Annotated in this window: 16 protein-coding genes; 1 reads left to right on the top strand and 15 read right to left on the bottom strand. The window is 74.1% G+C overall.

Going from position 1 to position 16682, the window contains the following annotated elements:
- Window position 1: 1 nt before the first annotated feature.
- The 15 genes from carA to AVL62_RS07200 all read right to left on the bottom strand — a co-directional run bounded on the left by carA (window position 2) and on the right by AVL62_RS07200 (window position 15604).
- A complete protein-coding gene (gene carA, locus AVL62_RS07270) occupies window positions 2-1210 on the bottom strand; it encodes a glutamine-hydrolyzing carbamoyl-phosphate synthase small subunit (RefSeq protein ID WP_058891214.1) in 1209 nt (402 codons plus the stop codon).
- The gene (locus AVL62_RS07265) at window positions 1207-2526 is read right to left on the bottom strand and encodes a dihydroorotase (RefSeq protein WP_058890991.1); all 1320 of its coding nucleotides are present in this window, start codon (window positions 2524-2526) and stop codon (window positions 1207-1209) included. The genes carA and AVL62_RS07265 overlap by 4 nt, the downstream gene beginning before the upstream one ends.
- Window positions 2526-3455 (bottom strand): aspartate carbamoyltransferase catalytic subunit, encoded by a 930-nt coding sequence (locus AVL62_RS07260; protein WP_058890990.1) that lies wholly within the window; start codon window positions 3453-3455, stop codon window positions 2526-2528. Before AVL62_RS07260 ends, AVL62_RS07265 begins: the two co-directional genes overlap by 1 nt.
- The gene (pyrR, locus tag AVL62_RS07255; protein ID WP_083518778.1) at window positions 3452-4033 is read right to left on the bottom strand and encodes a bifunctional pyr operon transcriptional regulator/uracil phosphoribosyltransferase PyrR; all 582 of its coding nucleotides are present in this window, start codon (window positions 4031-4033) and stop codon (window positions 3452-3454) included. Before pyrR ends, AVL62_RS07260 begins: the two co-directional genes overlap by 4 nt.
- Before the next feature lie 87 nt (window positions 4034-4120).
- Window positions 4121-4534 carry a transcription antitermination factor NusB gene (nusB, locus tag AVL62_RS07250; RefSeq protein WP_058890989.1) on the bottom strand — a complete coding sequence of 138 codons (414 nt, stop codon included), beginning with the start codon at window positions 4532-4534 and terminating at the stop codon, window positions 4121-4123.
- 3 nt (window positions 4535-4537) lie between these two features.
- Window positions 4538-5098 (bottom strand): elongation factor P, encoded by a 561-nt coding sequence (gene efp, locus AVL62_RS07245; protein ID WP_058890988.1) that lies wholly within the window; start codon window positions 5096-5098, stop codon window positions 4538-4540.
- A 57-nt stretch (window positions 5099-5155) separates the two neighbouring features.
- Window positions 5156-6235, bottom strand: coding sequence for a 3-dehydroquinate synthase (gene aroB, locus AVL62_RS07240; RefSeq protein ID WP_058890987.1), 1080 nt, complete (start codon window positions 6233-6235; stop codon window positions 5156-5158).
- Window positions 6232-6741 carry a shikimate kinase gene (locus AVL62_RS07235; RefSeq protein WP_058890986.1) on the bottom strand — a complete coding sequence of 170 codons (510 nt, stop codon included), beginning with the start codon at window positions 6739-6741 and terminating at the stop codon, window positions 6232-6234. The genes aroB and AVL62_RS07235 overlap by 4 nt, the downstream gene beginning before the upstream one ends.
- Window positions 6738-8000 carry a chorismate synthase gene (aroC, locus tag AVL62_RS07230; protein WP_058890985.1) on the bottom strand — a complete coding sequence of 421 codons (1263 nt, stop codon included), beginning with the start codon at window positions 7998-8000 and terminating at the stop codon, window positions 6738-6740. Before aroC ends, AVL62_RS07235 begins: the two co-directional genes overlap by 4 nt.
- 57 nt (window positions 8001-8057) lie before the next feature.
- Entirely contained in the window at window positions 8058-8777 is a 720-nt protein-coding gene (locus AVL62_RS07225; protein WP_058890984.1) for an A24 family peptidase, read from the bottom strand.
- On the bottom strand, window positions 8774-9607 hold the full coding sequence (locus tag AVL62_RS07220; protein WP_058890983.1) for a shikimate dehydrogenase: 834 nt from the start codon (window positions 9605-9607) through the stop codon (window positions 8774-8776). Before AVL62_RS07220 ends, AVL62_RS07225 begins: the two co-directional genes overlap by 4 nt.
- Window positions 9601-10881, bottom strand: a complete 1281-nt coding sequence (gene mltG, locus AVL62_RS07215) for an endolytic transglycosylase MltG (protein ID WP_058890982.1) — start codon at window positions 10879-10881, stop codon at window positions 9601-9603. Before mltG ends, AVL62_RS07220 begins: the two co-directional genes overlap by 7 nt.
- A complete protein-coding gene (ruvX, locus tag AVL62_RS07210) occupies window positions 10878-11414 on the bottom strand; it encodes a Holliday junction resolvase RuvX (RefSeq protein WP_058890981.1) in 537 nt (178 codons plus the stop codon). Before ruvX ends, mltG begins: the two co-directional genes overlap by 4 nt.
- Window positions 11411-14104, bottom strand: coding sequence for an alanine--tRNA ligase (gene alaS, locus AVL62_RS07205; protein WP_058890980.1), 2694 nt, complete (start codon window positions 14102-14104; stop codon window positions 11411-11413). The genes ruvX and alaS overlap by 4 nt, the downstream gene beginning before the upstream one ends.
- A gap of 111 nt (window positions 14105-14215) precedes the next feature.
- On the bottom strand, window positions 14216-15604 hold the full coding sequence (locus tag AVL62_RS07200; protein WP_419177486.1) for a replication-associated recombination protein A: 1389 nt from the start codon (window positions 15602-15604) through the stop codon (window positions 14216-14218).
- A gap of 18 nt (window positions 15605-15622) precedes the next feature.
- On the opposite strand from AVL62_RS07200, the gene AVL62_RS07195 reads away from it, so the two are divergent.
- Window positions 15623-16420 carry a GNAT family N-acetyltransferase gene (locus tag AVL62_RS07195; protein ID WP_058890979.1) on the top strand — a complete coding sequence of 266 codons (798 nt, stop codon included), beginning with the start codon at window positions 15623-15625 and terminating at the stop codon, window positions 16418-16420.
- The last annotated feature ends 262 nt before the right edge of the window (window positions 16421-16682 follow it).

Here is a 16682-nt window from a genome sequence, read left to right as displayed (position 1 = left end):
CTCAGGACTCCTGGGGACTCGGGGAGGTGGTGGTGGAGGTGCGCCGCTCGAGCAGGTCCACGAAGCGGTCGAAGAGGTACTCCGCGTCGTGCGGGCCGGCGGCGGCCTCGGGGTGGTACTGCACGCTGAAGGCCGGCACGTCCACGCAGGAGAGCCCCTCCACGACGTCGTCGTTGAGCGCCACGTGGTCGCAGCGGACCGGGCCGTAGGGTGTGTCCGCCGGCTGGTCGGTCGGTATGCCGTCCGGCCAGGCGATCGCGAAGCCGTGGTTGTGGCTGGTCACCTCCACCTTGCCGGTGGTGCGGTCGAGCACGGGCTGGTTGATCCCGCGGTGCCCGAAGGCCAGCTTGTAGGTGCCCAGCCCGAGCGCCCGACCGAGCAGCTGGTTGCCGAAGCAGATCCCGAAGAAGGGGATGCGCCGGTCGAGGACCTCCCGCAGCAGCGCGACCTCGTGCTCCGCGGTCGCCGGGTCACCCGGCCCGTTGGAGAAGAAGACGCCGTCCGGCTCCAGCTCCAGGAGGTCCTGCGCGCTGGTCCGGCTGGGCAGGACGTGGACCTCGATCCCCCGCCGCGCCAGCTGCGCCGGGGTCATCCCCTTGATGCCGAGGTCGAGGGCCGCGACGCGGAAGCGGGTCGGCACCCCGTCCGGCGGGGACACGACGTAGGGCTCGGGGGTCGAGACCTCCGCGGCCAGGGCGGACCCGGCCATGAGCGGTGCCTCGGTGACCTGGCGCAGCAGCTCCTCCGGGCCCGCCGCGGCGGCCTCGCCGGAGAAGACCCCGACCCGCATGGCGCCGCGGTCGCGCAGGTGCCGGGTCAGCGCCCGGGTGTCGATGCCGCTGATGCCGACGACGCCGGCCTGCTCCAGGGCCTGGCCGAGGTCGCCCTGCGAGCGCCAGCTCGACGGCCGGATCGCGGGGTCGCGCACCACGAAGCCGGCGACCCAGATGCGCCGGCTCTCCATGTCCGTCGTGTTGACGCCGGTGTTGCCGATATGCGGTGCCGTCATGACGACGACCTGGCGGTGGTAGGAGGGGTCCGTGAGCGTCTCCTGGTAGCCGGTCATCCCGGTGCAGAAGACCGCCTCGCCGACCGTGCGCCCGCGCGCACCGTAGGCCTCTCCGCGGAAGGTGCGGCCGTCCTCGAGCACGAGGAGGGCGGGCTCGGGCTGGGCTGGGGTCACCGCTGCCTCTTTCGTCGCGTCGGTCATGAGGTGGCTCCCCACACCAGGCCCTCGCGGGCGGTGACCTGGCCTCGGAGCATGGTCAGGTGCACGGCGCCGGTGAGCCGACGGCCGTGCCAGGGGTTGTTGCGGGACAGGGAGCGCGACAGCGCCCGGTCCACGGTGTGGCTGCGGGTGGGGTCGACCAGCGTGAGGTTGGCCGGCGCCCCCGTGGTGAGCCCGCGGCCCTGGTCGGTCAGCCCGGCGATCCGGGCGGGGGTCGCCGACATGGTGCGGGCCACGTCGGCCCACGTCATGAGGCCCTCGGCCACCATGACCGTCGACACGACGGGCAGCGCGGTCTCCAGCCCGAGCATGCCGAAGGCCGCGTCGGCGAAGGCGTGCTCCTTGTCCTGGCGCACGTGCGGCGCGTGGTCGGTGGCGACCGCGTCGATGGTGCCGTCGGCGAGCGCCTCCCGCAGGGCCCGGGTGTCCTCGGCCGGTCGCAGCGGGGGGTTGACCTTGAAGGTCGGGTCGTAGCCGGCGAGCTCGTCCTCGGTGAGCATGAGGTGGTGCGGGGTGACCTCGGCGGTCACCGCGATCCCCTGCGCCTTGGCCCACCGGAGGACCTCGACGCTCCCGGCCGTCGACACGTGGGCGACGTGGACGCGCGACCCGGTGTGCCGGGCCAGCATGACGTCCCGCGCCACGACCGTCTCCTCGGCGACGGCCGGCCACCCGGGCAGCCCGAGCCGCCCGGAGAGCTCCCCCTCGTGGCAGCACGCCGTGCCGTCGGCCAGGCGCGGGTCCTGCGCGTGCTGCGAGACGACGCCGCCGAAGCCCTTGACGTACTCCAGCGCCCGCCGCATGAGCCGGGCGTCGTCGACGCACCGCCCGTCGTCGGAGAAGACCCGGACCCGGGCCCGCGAGCGGGCCATCAGCCCGAGCTCGGCCAGCTCCTGCCCGGCCAGCCCCTTGGTGACCGCGCCCACCGGGTGGACGTCGACGTAGCCCGCCCGGCGCCCGAGGTCGAGCACGGTCTCGGCGACCTCGGCGGAGTCCGTGACCGGGGTGGTGTTGGCCATGGCCAGGACGGCGGTGAAACCGCCGACCGCGGCTGCCTGCGAACCGGTCTCGATGGTCTCGGCGTCCTCCCGCCCGGGCTCGCGCAGGTGGGTGTGCAGGTCGACGAGGCCCGGGAGCAGCACCAGACCGTCGGCGTCCAGGCGCTGCACCCCCGCGGGCGCGTCGGCGGCGGCGTCGGTCCCGACCGCGCGGATGGTGCCGTCCACGACGAGCACGTCGCCGGCGCCACCCCCCGCGAGGTCGGCACCCCGGACGAGCAGGGCGGGCGTGCGGCTCACTATGCGTCTCCTTCCCCGGCGAGGAGGTGGTAGAGGATGGACATCCGGACCGCGACACCGGCGCTCACCTGGTCCAGCACCAGCGACCGGGCCGCGTCCGCGGCGTCCGCGGAGATCTCCAGCCCGCGGTTCATGGGGCCGGGGTGGGCGATGACGGCGTGGTCCTGCAGCAGCCCGAGGCGACGGGCGGTGAGGCCGTAGGTCACGGCATACTCGCGGGCGGTCGGGAAGTAGCCCCCGCTCATCCGCTCGCGCTGCACGCGCAGCATCATCACGGCGTCGACGGTGGGCAGGACGGCGTCGAGGTCGTAGGACGTCTCGAAGCCGTCGGCGGCGGCCCACGCGGCCACCCCGCTCGGCATGAGCGTCGGTGGCGCCACCAGGGTCACCTGCGCCCCCAGCGCCCGCAGGCACAGCAGGTTGGAGCGCAGCACCCGGGAGTGGGTGAGGTCGCCGACGATCGCCACGTGGCGCCCGCGCAGGTCGCCCAGCGCGCGGCGCAGGGTGTAGGCGTCGAGGAGCGCCTGGCTGGGGTGCTCGTGGGTGCCGTCCCCGGCGTTGACGATCGAGCAGTCCGTCCAGTCCGCGATCTGCGCCGGGGCGCCGCTGGCCGGGTGCCGGATGATCATCATGTCCACCCCCATGGCGTCGATCGTCAGGACCGTGTCGCGCAGCGACTCGCCCTTGGAGACCGAGGTGCCCTTGCCGGTCAGGTTGATGGTGTCGGCGCTCATCCACTTGCCGGCGATCTCGAAGGACGCCCGCGTGCGGGTGGAGTCCTCGAAGAAGAAGTTGATGATGGTCCGGCCGCGCAGGGTGGGCAGCTTCTTGACCTGTCGGTCCTGCACCTCGTGCATGGACACGGCGGTGTCGAGGATCTGGGTGATCTCGTCTGCGCTGAGGTCGGCGATCGAGAGCAGGTGCTTCACGCGATCCACACCCCCTCGGCGCCGTCCGCCTCGTGCAGCCGCACCATGACCCGCTCGGTGCGGGAGGTCGGCAGGTTCTTGCCCACGTAGTCGGCGCGGATCGGCAGCTCGCGGTGGCCCCGGTCCACGAGCACCGCCAGCCGGACGCTGGCCGGGCGCCCCAGGTCGGCGAGGCTGTCGAGCGCGGCCCGCACCGTGCGGCCGGAGTAGAGCACGTCGTCGACGAGCACGACGACCTTGCCGTCGACGCCGCCGACGGGCACCTTCATCGGCTCGGGGGCCCGGGTCGGCTGGCTGCGCAGGTCGTCGCGGTACATCGTGATGTCCAGCGAGCCGGTCGGCACCTCGGCGCCCTCGACACCGGCGACGGCGGCGGCGAGCCGGTGCGCGAGCGGCACGCCGCGGGTCGGGATCCCCAGCAGCACGAGGTCGTCGGGCCCCTTGTTGCCCTCGAGGATCTCGTGCGCGATGCGCTTGAGCGCCCGCTGGATGTCGTCACCGGTGAGGACCTCACGTCCTCCGGGGGGTCGGGCATCGCCCGTCGGGGGGGCGGCCTCTCGCTCACGGGCAGGGCTCATGGGGCCCACTCTCCTTCCCCGCCTCACTGGACGGTGGTTAAAGGACGTGATGGTGCGGCTCTCAGCCTACCCGCTCGGTGGGCGGGCTCAGACGAGGGTGTGCTTGACCTCGGCGATGCGGGCCAGCAGCCCGTTGACGAAGCCCGGGGACTCGTCGGTGCTCATGCGACCGACCAGCTCGACCGCCTCGGCGACGGCGACCATGTCCGGCACCTCGTCGTTCCAGAGGATCTCCCAGGCCCCCACGCGCAGCGCCGCCCGGTCGACGGCCGCCATGCGCTCCAGGCTCCACCCCTGCGACCAGGTCGCGAGGACCTCCTCGATCTGCCCCCAGTGCGCGATGACCCCGCGGACGATCTCGACGGCGTAGTCCGGCAGCGCGTGCTGCGTCGTCGGGGTCTCGATGCGCGACTCCAGCAGGTCACCGACGTTGATCCCGCGCTGCTCGGCCTCGAAGAGCAGCTCCAGGGCCCGCTTGCGGGCCCGGGTGCGTGCGGCCACGGGTCAGTTCACGCGGCCGAGGTAGGACCCGTCGCGGGTGTCCACCTTGACCTTGGTGCCGGTCTCGAGGAACAGCGGCACCTGGATCTCCGCGCCGGTCTCGAGGGTGGCCGGCTTCGTGCCGCCGGTGGAGCGGTCCCCCTGCAGGCCGGGGTCGGTGTGGGTGATCTCCAGGACGACCGACGGCGGCAGCTCGACGTAGAGGACGCGGCCCTCGTGCTGGGCGATCATCGCCCGGTTGTTCTCCAGGAGGTACTGCGCGGTGTCCCCCATGGCCTCGGCGGTGACCGGCACCTGCTCGTAGGTCTTCTCGTCCATGAAGATGTAGTCGGTACCGTCGTTGTAGAGGTACTGGTAGTCCGACCGGTCGACCGTGGCCGTCTCCACCTTGGTGCCGGCGTTGAAGGTCTTGTCCACGATCTTGTTGGTCAGGACGTTCTTCAGCTTGGTGCGGACGAAGGCCGGTCCCTTGCCGGGCTTGACGTGCTGGAACTCCAGCACCTGCCACAGCCCGTTGTCCATGTCGAGGACCATGCCGTTCTTCAGGTCGTTCGTGCTTGCCACGTCGCGTGTCTTCCTTCGGTATGCCGGTCGGCGCGTCCAGGGGGTCGACGGACCAGTCTACCCGGGAGCCACGGCGGCGTAGGCCGCCCGCAGGTCCTCCTCCGATGGCCCCTCCAGGCGGCCCGGCCGGGCCAGGCCCTCCAGCACGACGAAGCGCAGAGTGGACCCCCGGGTCTTCTTGTCCCGGCCCATGGCGGTGCGCAGCTCCTCCCAGCGTCCGGGCCGGTATGCCGTGGGGAGACCGACCGCGTCCAGCACCTGCCGGTGCCGGTCCCGGAGGGCGGCGTCGAGCAGGCCGGCCCGGTGGGCGAGCTCGGCGACGTAGACCAGGCCCACCGCCACCGCGTCGCCGTGACGCCAGGTGTAGCCCTCGACCTGCTCGACCGCGTGCGCGAAGGTGTGCCCGTAGTTGAGGATCTCCCGCAGCGAGGACTCGGTGAGGTCGGCCGCGACGACGTCGGCCTTGACCTGCACGGCACGGGCCACCAGGTCGAGGGCGAGGCCGGGGTCGCGACGGGGGTCGGTCGCGGCCCCCGGGTCGTGCTCGACGAGGTCGAGGATGGTGGGGTCGGCCACGAACCCGCACTTGATCACCTCGGCCAGCCCGGACACGTAGTCCGCGCGCGGCTGCGTGGCCGTCCAGCCGGGGTCGCAGAGGACCTCCACCGGCGGGTGGAAGGCGCCGACGAGATTCTTGCCCTCAGCGGTGTTGATGCCGGTCTTGCCGCCGACCGCGGCGTCCACCACGCCCAGCAGGGAGGTGGGCAGCTGGACGACCTCCACGCCCCGGAGCCAGCTCGCCGCGGCGAACCCGGCGAGGTCGGTCGTGGCCCCGCCGCCGATGCCGACCACGAGGTCGGAACGGGTGAAGCCCTGCTGCCCCAGGAGGGTCCACAGCCCGGCCAGGACCGGCACCGTCTTGGCGGACTCGGCGTCCGGGACCGGCGCCAGCACCGGCGCGGCCCCTGCCGCGGCCAGCACGTCCGCGGCCTCCCGGGCCAGGTCCTCGCGCCCGGTCTGGTGCACGACGAGCACCCGCCGCCCCGGCGCCGCGTGCCGACCCAGCCGGACCAGCGCGTCCGGGCCGAGGTGCACGGCATACGGCGCCGCTCCCCCGACCTGGATGGTGCGGCTCATGCCCCCAGCCACGAGACCACCTCGTCGGCGACCTGCTCGGGCGTGCGGCCCGCGGTGTCCACCCGCGTCCCGCTCACGGCCTCGTAGGTCGGCCGCCGGGCGTTCATGAGCCGGGTCCACGAGGCACGGGGGTTGACCAGCAGCAGCGGTCGGGAGGCGTCGAAGCCGACCCGGGTCGCGGCGGCGGCGATGGTGACGTCGAGGAAGACGACGCGGTGCCCCTCGGTGAGCGCCTGCGCGACCGGCTCCTGCATCACGGCACCGCCGCCGAGCGCGACCACTCCCGTCTCCTCGCGGAGCGCGCGCAGCACCTCCTCCCGCTCCAGGGCCCGGAAGGCGGCCTCGCCCTCCTCCACGAAGATGTCGCTGATCGAGCGCCCCTGGGCGGCCTCGACCGCGGCGTCCGTGTCGTGCAGCGCCACGCCGAGCCGCTCGGCGAGCACCGCCCCGACGGTCGACTTGCCGGACCCGGGCGGACCGACGAGGACCACGCGCGGCGCGCTCACCGCCCGCGCTCCGTCGCCGGGGTGCGCTGGTGCTCGGCCACGGCGTCCAGGTAGGCCGCGTGGTTGCGCGCGACCTCCGGCACCGAGTCCCCGCCGAACTTCTCCAGCACCGCGTCGGCGAGGACGAGCGCGACCATGGCCTCGGCCACCACACCGGCGGCGGGGACGGCGCACACGTCCGAACGCTGGTGGATGGCGGTCCCGGCCTCCCCGGTGGCCGTGTCGACCGTCCGCAGCGCGCGGGGGACCGTGGAGATGGGCTTCATCGCGGCGCGGACCCGCAGCACCTCGCCGGTGCTCATGCCACCCTCGGTGCCGCCGCTGCGCAGGGTCGCCCGGCGGATGAGGCCCGCGTCGTCCCGGTCGATCTCGTCGTGCGCCTCGCTCCCGCGGCGGGCCGCGGTGCGGAAGCCCTCCCCCACCTCGATCCCCTTGATCGCCTGGATGCCCATGAGGGCCGCGGCCAGGCGGGCGTCCAGCCGGCGGTCCCAGTGCACGTGCGAGCCCAGGCCCGGGGGGAGGCCGTAGGCCAGCACCTCGACCACCCCGCCCAGGGTGTCACCGGCCTTCTTCGCGGCGTCGACCTCGGCGACCATCGCGGCGGAGCGCTCGGCGTCGAGGGTCCGCACCGGGTCGGCGTCGACCCGCTCCACGTCCTCCGGACGGGGCAGTGACCCCGGGTCCGGCGCGTCGTCGTCGATGCCGGGCACCCCGGCCCGGCCGATGCTGACGGTGTGCGAGACCAGACGGACGCCCACGGCCTGGTCGAGGAAGGAGGCCGCCACGGCCCCGAGGGCCACGCGCGCCGCCGTCTCCCGTGCCGAGGCCCGCTCCAGCACCGGGCGGGCCTCCTCGAAGCCGTACTTCGTCATGCCGACGAGGTCGGCGTGCCCCGGCCGGGGCCGGGTCAGCGGACGGTTGCGGGCGAGCTCCTGCGGCGCACCGACGTCGTCGGCACCCTGCAGGGCCGTGTCCTCCACGGGCTCGGGGCCCATGACCGCCTGCCACTTGTGCCACTCCGAGTTCTCGATCTGCAGGGCGAGCGGCGAACCGAGCGAGACGCCGTGCCGCATCCCGCCGAGGAAGTGCAGCCGGTCGGCCTCGAAGCTCATGCGGGCCCCGCGCCCGTACCCCAGCCGGCGGCGGGCCAGGGCCCCCTCGACGTCGGCCCGGGCGACCCGCACCCCGGCGGGGAGCCCCTCCAGGACGGCGGTCAGGGCGGGCCCGTGCGACTCACCGGCGGTCAACCAACGCAGCATGGCCGTCATCTTCCCACGCGGGCCGGAGGGGGCCGGCACGCCCCGGGCGGGACCGGTTCAGGCCAGCCCCGCCAGTGCGGGGCCCCCCAGCAGCAGCCCGACCAGGGCCCCGACCATCATCGCCGGGCCGTAGGCGAAGTCGCCCTTCCAGCTCACCCGGCGGGTGAGCAGCAGGCCGACGGCGAAGAGGCCGCCGACGATGAAGCCGGCGTAGATCCCGAGCATCGCCTCGGCCCAGCCGAACCACCCGAGCCCGGTGCCCAGGACGGCCGCCAGCTTGACGTCGCCGAGGCCGAGGGCGAGCGAGCCACGGGCCAGCGAGAGCAGCGCGACGAGCAGGTAGAAGCCTCCCGCGGCCAGCCCGGCCAGGAGCGCGCGCAGCAGCGGCTCCAGGCCCCCGCCGACCATCGCCGCCACCGGCAGCCCCACGAGGAGGGTGCCCATGGTCGGCCACATGATGCGGTCGGGCAGCCGGTGCACGTCGAGGTCCATCGCCGCGAGGCACACGCAGGCCAGCGTCACCAGGAGTAGCGTCGGGGTGAGGACGGCAGCGACCGGCCACCCGGGCACCGCGTCGTCGGGGACCTGCCACACCCGGTGCATCACCACGGCCGCCGAGAGCCCCAGGGCCACCGGCACCCACCAGCGGCGTCCCGGGTAGGGCTCGTCCACCTCGTCCGGCTTGCGGTAGGTCGTCTGCTCCAGCCACCGGGCGACGGGGATGCCGAGGCCGGCCACGACGACCGCGACCAGCACCGGCAGGACGAGGGGGCTCACCGCTGCGCCCGGCCCTCGAGCTCGCCCCGCAGGGCCAGGTCCATCGCCGACGTGGGCGCCTCCCGCCCGGTCATCAGCTCCACCTGCCGGGCCGCCTGGTGCAGCAGCATCCGCGTTCCCCTCACGACCCGGACCCTACCCTGCGTGGCCTCGGCCACCGCTGCGGCGAACGGGCTCGGCCAGGGTGCGTAGCCGACGTCCATGACGACCGGCCGGTCGGCGCCGCGGCCGGGGCGGACGGGCGGCGCCGGCGTGCCGCCCGGCAGGGTGCTGAGGACCACCTCGGCCGCATCGAGAGGTATGCCGTCGGCCAGGTGCCGCACGTGGGTGTCCAGCCCGAGGGACTCCAGCAGCTGCGCGGTGTGCGGCCGCAGCCGGTCGCGGACGAGCACCTCGACGGTGCGGACGCCCAGCCCGTGCAGCGCCACGGCCGCCGAGCGGGCGGTGGCTCCCCCGCCGAGCACGACCGCCCGGTGCGCCCCCTCCAGACCCGCCTCGAGGAGGGCGGTGCGCAGGCCGTCCACGTCGGTGTTGTCGGCATACCATCCCCCGGGCCGACGCAGGAGGGTGTTGGCGGCGCCCACGGCGGCGGCGGCGGTGCTGGCCTCCGCCGCCAGCGCCAGCGCCTCCTCCTTGCCCGGCATGGTCACCGACAGGCCCACCCACTCCGGGCCGAGGCCCTCGACGAACCGGCGCAGTCCGCCGGCAGGCACCTCGGCCCGCTCGTAGGACCAGTCGTCGAGACCGAGCGCCGCGTAGGCCGCGTGGTGCAGGACCGGGGACAGCGAGTGGGCCACGGGCGAGCCGACGACGCCCGCGCGGGTCAGCACTGGTCCGGGTTGTCCTCGCACCACTGGAGGAACTCCTCCTGGTTGACGAGGTGCTCCTCGTAGGTCTCCGCGAACTTCGTCTCGCCCGTCGAGGGGTCGACGGTGACGAAGTAGACCCAGTCGCCGGGCTCCGGCTCCAGCGCCGCCCGGAGGGCGTCCTCGCCGGGGCTGTTGATGGGCCCCGGGGGCAGCCCGGGGTGGACGTAGGTGTTGTAGGGACTGTCGTTGGAGCGCTGCTCCTCCGTGGTCCCCGCGCGACCCCGCTCCTGGTAGATGAAGTGCACGGTGGAGTCCATCTGCATGAAGCCGTTGGTCTCCGAGTTGCCCTCGATGCGGTTCTCCATGACCCGCGCGATCCGGGGCAGGTCCTCGGCGAACTGTCCCTCGCCCTGGACGATGCTGGCCTTGATGACCACCTCGCGGAGGTCCTCGTCGGGGATGCCGAGCTCGTCGTAGACCCGGGTGCCCTGGTCGACCATGGCCTGCAGCTGCTCGGCGGGGGTGCTGTCCGGGGCGAAGTCGTAGGTGCTGGGGTAGAGGAAGCCCTCGAGCTCGCCCTCGGCCGCGGCGGGCAGCTCCAGGTCGGCCGGGTCCACCGCCTCGTAGTCGGCGACCTCGTGGCCGGTGCCCTCGGCGAGCACGGTGAAGGTCTCGTCGACCCACAGGCCCTCGCGCACCGTGACCCCGCTGAACTCCCGGAACTCCGGGTCCAGCAGGCGCCCCAGGGCAGCCTCCGAGCTCATCTGGTTGGCCATCCGGTAGGTCCCCGGCTGGATGGCCGCCGAGTCCGGGTCGGCCTGCAGGGCCGCGGAGAAGGCCGAGACCGAGCCGACGACGTCCTCCTCGACGAGGATCTGGGCGATGTCGGCCCCGGCGGCACCCCGCGGGATCTCCACCATGACCTCGCCGCTGCCCTCGCCCTCGTAGTCCGCGGTGGACACGTCGTCCCCGGCCGCGAGGTCGGGCACCAGCGAGCGCACCGAGCCGAAGGAGTAGACCGCGGCCACCAGGACGACGACGCCCGCCATGCCGAGGGCGAGCATGACGAGCCACGGGTTGCGCCGGTGCCGGCGACGCGGGTGGTCGCCGTGCTCGGCCCAGCCGTGGTGCTCGGGGTCGTCGTGGTGCCCGGGGTCTGCCGGGTCGAGCACGTGGGCGGCCAGCGACTCGTCGTGGTGCCGGTCGCCGCGCAGCCTCAGCACGTCGTCGTCGAAGCGCGCTCCGACGCCTCGGGCGTCGTGCTCGTCCCAGTCGTCCTCGGGAGGCTGGCTCATGTGGCGTCCTTCGCGTCAGGGTCGCGAGACCGTCGTGCCCGGGGCTTGCGTGCCGTCAGGGGGGCGCCGGCGGGACGGCCGGCTCGGCGTGAGTCCAGGGCGGCCTGGAGGATGAGCACGGCGGCGACCTGGTCCACGACGCCACGCTGCTCGCGCCCCGGGACGCCGCTGCCGTGCAGCGCCCGGTGGGCGTCGACCGTGGACATGCGCTCGTCCCAGAGCCGTACCGGCACCTCCAGGCACCGTTGCAGCCGCTCAGCGTACCGGCGGGCACGCTGCGCCGCCACTCGCTCGGTCCCGTCCAGCGAGCGCGGCATCCCCACGACCACGAGGACGGCACCGCGACGGCGCGCCTCGTCGGCGATCTCCTCCAGGTCTGCCGACCCCTCCTGGTCGCGGCGCAGGGTCGCGACCGGGTGCGCGAGCATACCCAGGGGGTCGGAGGCGGCGAGGCCCACGCGGACCTCACCGACGTCGACGCCGAGCAGCACGCCGGGCGCGACGCCGGGTCGGTCCTGCGGGCCCGAGCTCATGCCCGCAGGGCCTCCTCGACCGCGGTGAGGGCGGCGCCGGTGGCGCCCGGGTCCTGACCGCCGCCCTGGGCCAGGTCGTCCTTGCCCCCGCCTCCCCCGCCGAGGGCCTGGGCCGCGACCCGGACCAGGGCGCCGGCCCGGGTGCCGCGCTCGCGCGCGGCCTCGTTGGTGGCGACGACGACCGACGGGCGCCCGCCGGAGGTCCCCGTCAGGGCGACCACGACGGGCCGCTCGTTGCCCAGCCGGGCGCGCAGGTCGGTGACGAGCCGGCGCAGGTCGTCCGCTCCCGCGCCGTCGCCGAGGTGGTGCCCGAGGTAGGTCGTGCCCGCCACGTCCCGCGCCTGGTCCACGAGCCCGGAGGCGGCGGACAGCACCTGGGTCGCCTTGGCCTGGGCGATCTCCTTCTCGGCGTCCCGGAGCCGGGCCACGAGCTGGGCCACGCGGTCGGACAGCTCGTCCGGGCGCACGCGCAGGGTGTCGGTGAGCTGGTTGACGATGACGTTCTCCCGGGCCAGGTGGGCGTAGGCGTCCGCGCCCACGAGGGCCTCGACACGTCGCACGCCCGACCCGATCGAGGACTCGCCCATGATCTTCACCAGCGAGAGCTGGGCGCTGTTGAGCACGTGCGTGCCACCGCACAGCTCCAGGCTCCACGGGCCACCCACCGAGACGACCCGGACGACGTCCGGGTAGCGCTCGCCGAAGAGGGCCATGGCCCCCATCTCCCGGGCCTGCTCGAAGGTCATCTCGGCAGCGCTGACCTGCAGGTCGGCCATGAGCCGCTCGTTGATGCGGGTCTCGACCGCGGCGAGCTCGGCGGCGTCGAGACCGCGGGTCGCGCGGAAGTCGAAGCGCAGCCGTCCCGGTGCGTTCTCGGAGCCGGCCTGCGTGGCGCTCTCCCCCAGGGTCTCCCGGAGGACCTTGTGCACGATGTGGGTCGCGGTGTGGGCGCGGGACACCGAGGCACGACGGGCGACGTCGACCTCGCTGTGGGCGTCCTCGCCGACCGCCACCTCGCCCTCGACCAGGCGGCCGCGGTGGACCACGAGCCCGGGCACCGGGCGCTGCACGTCGGTCACCTCGAAGAGGCCGCCGCTGCCGAGCCGGATGGTGCCGTGGTCGGCGAGCTGACCGCCGGCCTCGGCGTAGAACGGGGTGCTGGCGAGCACGAGCTCGAGCTCGCCGCCGGCGCCCTCGCCGGCCGGGGTGTCGAGCCGGTAGCGGTCGACCTCCCGCCCCTCGGACAGCAGGCCGACGACGCGGTCCTGCCCGCTCATCTGCTCGTAGCCGGTGAAGGCGGTCTGGGCGCCGAGCCGGTCGGCCAGCCCGCGGTAGGCCCCGGCGCCCCCGCGCCCGGTCTTCTTCGCCTTGGCGTCGGCCTTGGCCCGCTCGCGCTGCTCGCTCATGAGCGCGCGGAAGCCGTCCTCGTCGACCGACAGCCCCTGCTCTGAGGCCATCTCGAGGGTCAGGTCGATGGGGAAGCCGTAGGTGTCGTGCAGCGCGAAGGCCTCGGCGCCGCCGAGCCGGGTCGCCCCGGCGGACCGGGCCCGGGCCACCGCGTCGTCGAGGATGCTGGTCCCGCTGGCCAGGGTGCGCCGGAACGCCTCCTCCTCGGCCGCGGCGACCTCGCTGATGCGCTCCCACTGCTCCTGCAGCTCGGGGTAGGAGGTCTTCATGACGTCCTTGCTCACCGTGAGCAGCTCGGTGAGCGAGGGCTGCTCCACCCCCAGCAGCCGCATCGAGCGCACCGCGCGCCGCAGCAGCCGCCGCAGGACGTAGCCACGGCCCTCGTTGCCGGGCACCACGCCGTCGCCGAGCAGCATGAGGCCGGACCGGACGTGGTCGGCGACGACCCGGAAGCGGACGTCGTCCTCGTCGTCGGCGCCGTAGGCCCGCCCGCTGAGCTCCTCGGCACGCTCGATGACGGGGTAGACCTCGTCGATCTCGTAGAGGTTGTCCACGCCCTGGAGGAGGTAGGCCACCCGCTCCAGGCCCATCCCGGTGTCGATGTTCTTGCTGGGCAGCTCGCCGGCCACGTCGAAGTCGGTCTTGGACCGCACCTCGGTGAGCTCCTCCTGCATGAAGACGAGGTTCCAGATCTCCAGGAAGCGGTCCTCGTCCACCACCGGCCCGCCGTCCGGGCCGAACTCCGGGCCGCGGTCGACGTAGATCTCGCTGCACGGGCCACCCGGTCCGGGGACGCCGGTGTGCCAGTAGTTGTCCTCCAGACCGCGTTCCTGGATCCGCTCCGGGGGCAGGCCGGCGACCCGGCCCCAGATCTCGGCGGCCTCGTCGTCCCCCTTGAGGACGGTCACCCAGATGCTCTCGGGGTCGAAGCCCAGGCAGCCCTGGTCCTGGGAGCCGGTGACGAACTCCCAGGCGTAGGCGATGGCCTCCTCCTTGAAGTAGTCGCCGAAGGAGAAGTTGCCGTTCATCTGGAAGAACGTGCCGTGCCGGGTGGTCTTGCCGACCTCCTCGATGTCGAGGGTCCGCACGCACTTCTGCACGCTCGTGGCCCGCGTCCACGGGGGGGTCTGCTGGCCGGTGAGGTAGGGGATGAAGGGCACCATGCCGGCCACGGTGAACAGCAGCGTCGGGTCCTGGCTGACCAGGGAGGCGCTCGGCACCACGGCATGGTCCTTGTCCTGGAAGAAGGACAGCCAGCGGCGGCGGATCTCGGCGGTTTCCATGATCTCCTCGTAGGCCCGGCGACAGGGGGCGCCGGCGGTGCGATGGGCTCATCCACTCTAGACGACCCCACCGGCACCGGCCGAACTCCGGCCCCGCCGGCCACAGGGGCCTCAGCCGCCGCGGATGATCCGCCGCAGCTCGCGCCAGCGGGGACCGAGGCGTTCCTCCCAGCCGCGGCCGGTGGGGTGGTAGTAGTCGGCGTCGGCCAGGTCCTCGGGGAGGAACTGCTGCTCGCCCACCCCGGCGGGCTCGTCGTGGGTGTAGCGGTAGCCCTCGCCGTGACCGAGGCGGGTGGCACCGGCATACCCCGTCCCCCTCAGGTGCGGCGGGACCGGGCCGCCCCTGCCGGCCCGCACGTCGGCGATCGCGGCGTTGACGGCCGCGTAGGCGGCGTTGGACTTCGGCGCCAGCGCGTTGTGCACCACGGCCTGGGCGAGGATGATGCGGGCCTCGGGCATCCCGATCTGCGCCACGGCGTGCATCGCCGCCACGGCGGTCTGCAGCGCCGTCGGGTCGCCCAGGCCGACGTCCTCGCTGGCGGCGATGACGATGCGCCGCGCGATGAAGCGCGGGTCCTCCCCCGCCTCGAGCTGCCGCGCGAGGTAGTGCAGGGCCGCGTCGACGTCCGAGCCGCGCATGGACTTGATGAACGCGCTGGCGACGTCGTAGTGCTGGTCACCCGCGCGGTCGTAGCGCACGGCCGCCTGGGCCATCGCCTGCTCGACCTGGGCGAGGGTGATCTCGACGACGTCGTCCTCGCGGCCGGCCGGCCGGTCGTCGGCGGCCACCCCCGCAGCCGCCTCGAGGGTCGTCAGCGCCCGGCGGGCGTCTCCTCCGGCCATCCGGACGACGTGCCCGGTGGCCTCGTCCCCCAGGGTGAACGCCTCTGCCAGGCCGCGCTCGTCGACGAGCGCCCGGGCGAGGACCCCGCGCACGTCCTCGTCGTCCAGCGAGGTCAGCGTGACCAGGACCGAGCGCGAGAGCAGCGGGGCGATGATGGAGAAGGACGGGTTCTCGGTGGTCGCGGCCACGAGGATGACGGTGCGGTTCTCCACGCCCGGGAGCAGGGCGTCCTGCTGCGCCTTGGTGAAGCGGTGGATCTCGTCGAGGAAGAGCACCGTCTGCCGGCCGTGCAGGGAGCGCTCCTGCACCGCGCGGTCCATGACGGCCCGGACGTCCTTGACGCCGGCGGTGACGGCGGAGAGCTCCACGAAGGTCCGTCCGGCAGCCTGGGCGACCAGGTGCGCCAGCGTTGTCTTGCCGGTCCCCGGCGGCCCCCAGAGGATCGCCGAGAGCGGTCCGGCGGCACCGCCGGACCCCTCGATGAGCCTCCGCAACGGTGACCCGGGGCGCAGCGCCTCGCGCTGGCCGACGACCTCCTCCAGCGAGCGCGGGCGCATGCGGACCGCGAGCGGGGCCAGCAGGGCACCGCTGGCGTCCCCCACGCCGCCGGCGCCACCGGAGGCGGGGTCCACGGCGGAGGTGAAGAGGTCGGACACGGATGTCAGGCTAACGCCGTGGACCGACTCACCTCGCACGCCGAGCTGCTCTCGCTGTCCGGTGACGACCCCTGGGTGCGGTGGGCGCTGCCCGACCCGTTGCAGGGCGAGGTATGGGTGCATGATTCGGTGGCGCTCGTGCAGCGGCTCGGTCCTCGGCCGGGGTTCTGGGTGGCGCCCCTGAGGGGGCGGGGCCCGACGACGGCGGAGGCGACGCGGGTGCGCACGGCGCTCAGCGAGCTGCGGCAGGGTGGTCATCTGCGACGGCTCGGGGCCCGGGCGGTCTCCGTCCCCCAGGAGCACGCCGAGGTCGCCCACGACGTCCTGGACCTGGGTGACGGAGGCGACTGGGACTGGATGTGGACCACCTCGCAGCCGCCCGTCGACGCGGGCGGGCGTGACGTCATACCTCTGGACGACCGGCGGGACGCCGCCGAGCTCGAGCGCTTCACCCGGGAGCACAACCCGCGGGTGTGGACCGAGATCGGGACCGGCCGCGTGCACCACTGGGTCGGCGTCCGGGGTCCCGACGGGGGCCTGGTCGCGGTCGGCGGGGCCGAGCGCGAGGCGACGGGGGTGCCGCACCTGGCCGGCATCGTCACCGCGACGCAGCACCGGGGTGCCGGACTGGCCACGGTCGTCAGCGCCGCCCTGACCCGGTGGGCGCTGGCCGGGCACGGGGCCTGCACCCTCGGCATGTTCAGCGACAACGCGGCAGCCCGGTCGGTGTATGCGCGACTCGGCTTCCGCACCGCCCGCGCCTGGCACTCCCGGATGCTGGCCTTCGGTGACGGTTCCGCATCAGGACACGGGTGACAGGTCAGGGTCCTTGGGTCGTGACACGTCGGACCGGTCCTGGCGGCGGGTGGTGGTCCTGAGCTGCAGCGGCCCGACCGGACTCGCGAGCCCACACCCTCCGGCCCGTTGCGACAGGACCTGCCAGCCGGCAGCTGTGACGACTCGGCTTAGCCGGCCCCTTCAGCCTCACCAGGGTCGTCCACCTCGCTGGTGCCCCGCAGGCGATCGCCCAGGTACTGATCACCAGCGACGACGACCTCATCGTCACCAACAGCGACGG

This window comes from Serinicoccus chungangensis (assembly GCF_001483745.1).
In the GTDB taxonomy this organism is placed as follows: Bacteria; Actinomycetota; Actinomycetes; order Actinomycetales; family Dermatophilaceae; genus Ornithinicoccus; species Ornithinicoccus chungangensis_A.
The sequence above is the reverse complement of the archived record's forward strand: the minus strand, read 5'-3'. Positions and strand labels throughout refer to the sequence as shown.

What these genes read in the sequence shown, in the direction of transcription:
- carA (WP_058891214.1), bottom strand. Translation starts at nt 1,210, where the DNA reads ATGACCGACGCGACGAAAGAGGCAGCGGTGACCCCAGCCCAGCCCGAG.
- pyrR (WP_083518778.1), bottom strand. Translation starts at nt 4,033, where the DNA reads ATGAGCCCTGCCCGTGAGCGAGAGGCCGCCCCCCCGACGGGCGATGCC.
- aroB (WP_058890987.1), bottom strand. Translation starts at nt 6,235, where the DNA reads ATGAGCCGCACCATCCAGGTCGGGGGAGCGGCGCCGTATGCCGTGCAC.
- aroC (WP_058890985.1), bottom strand. Translation starts at nt 8,000, where the DNA reads ATGCTGCGTTGGTTGACCGCCGGTGAGTCGCACGGGCCCGCCCTGACC.
- mltG (WP_058890982.1), bottom strand. Translation starts at nt 10,881, where the DNA reads ATGAGCCAGCCTCCCGAGGACGACTGGGACGAGCACGACGCCCGAGGC.
- ruvX (WP_058890981.1), bottom strand. Translation starts at nt 11,414, where the DNA reads ATGAGCTCGGGCCCGCAGGACCGACCCGGCGTCGCGCCCGGCGTGCTG.
- alaS (WP_058890980.1), bottom strand. Translation starts at nt 14,104, where the DNA reads ATGGAAACCGCCGAGATCCGCCGCCGCTGGCTGTCCTTCTTCCAGGAC.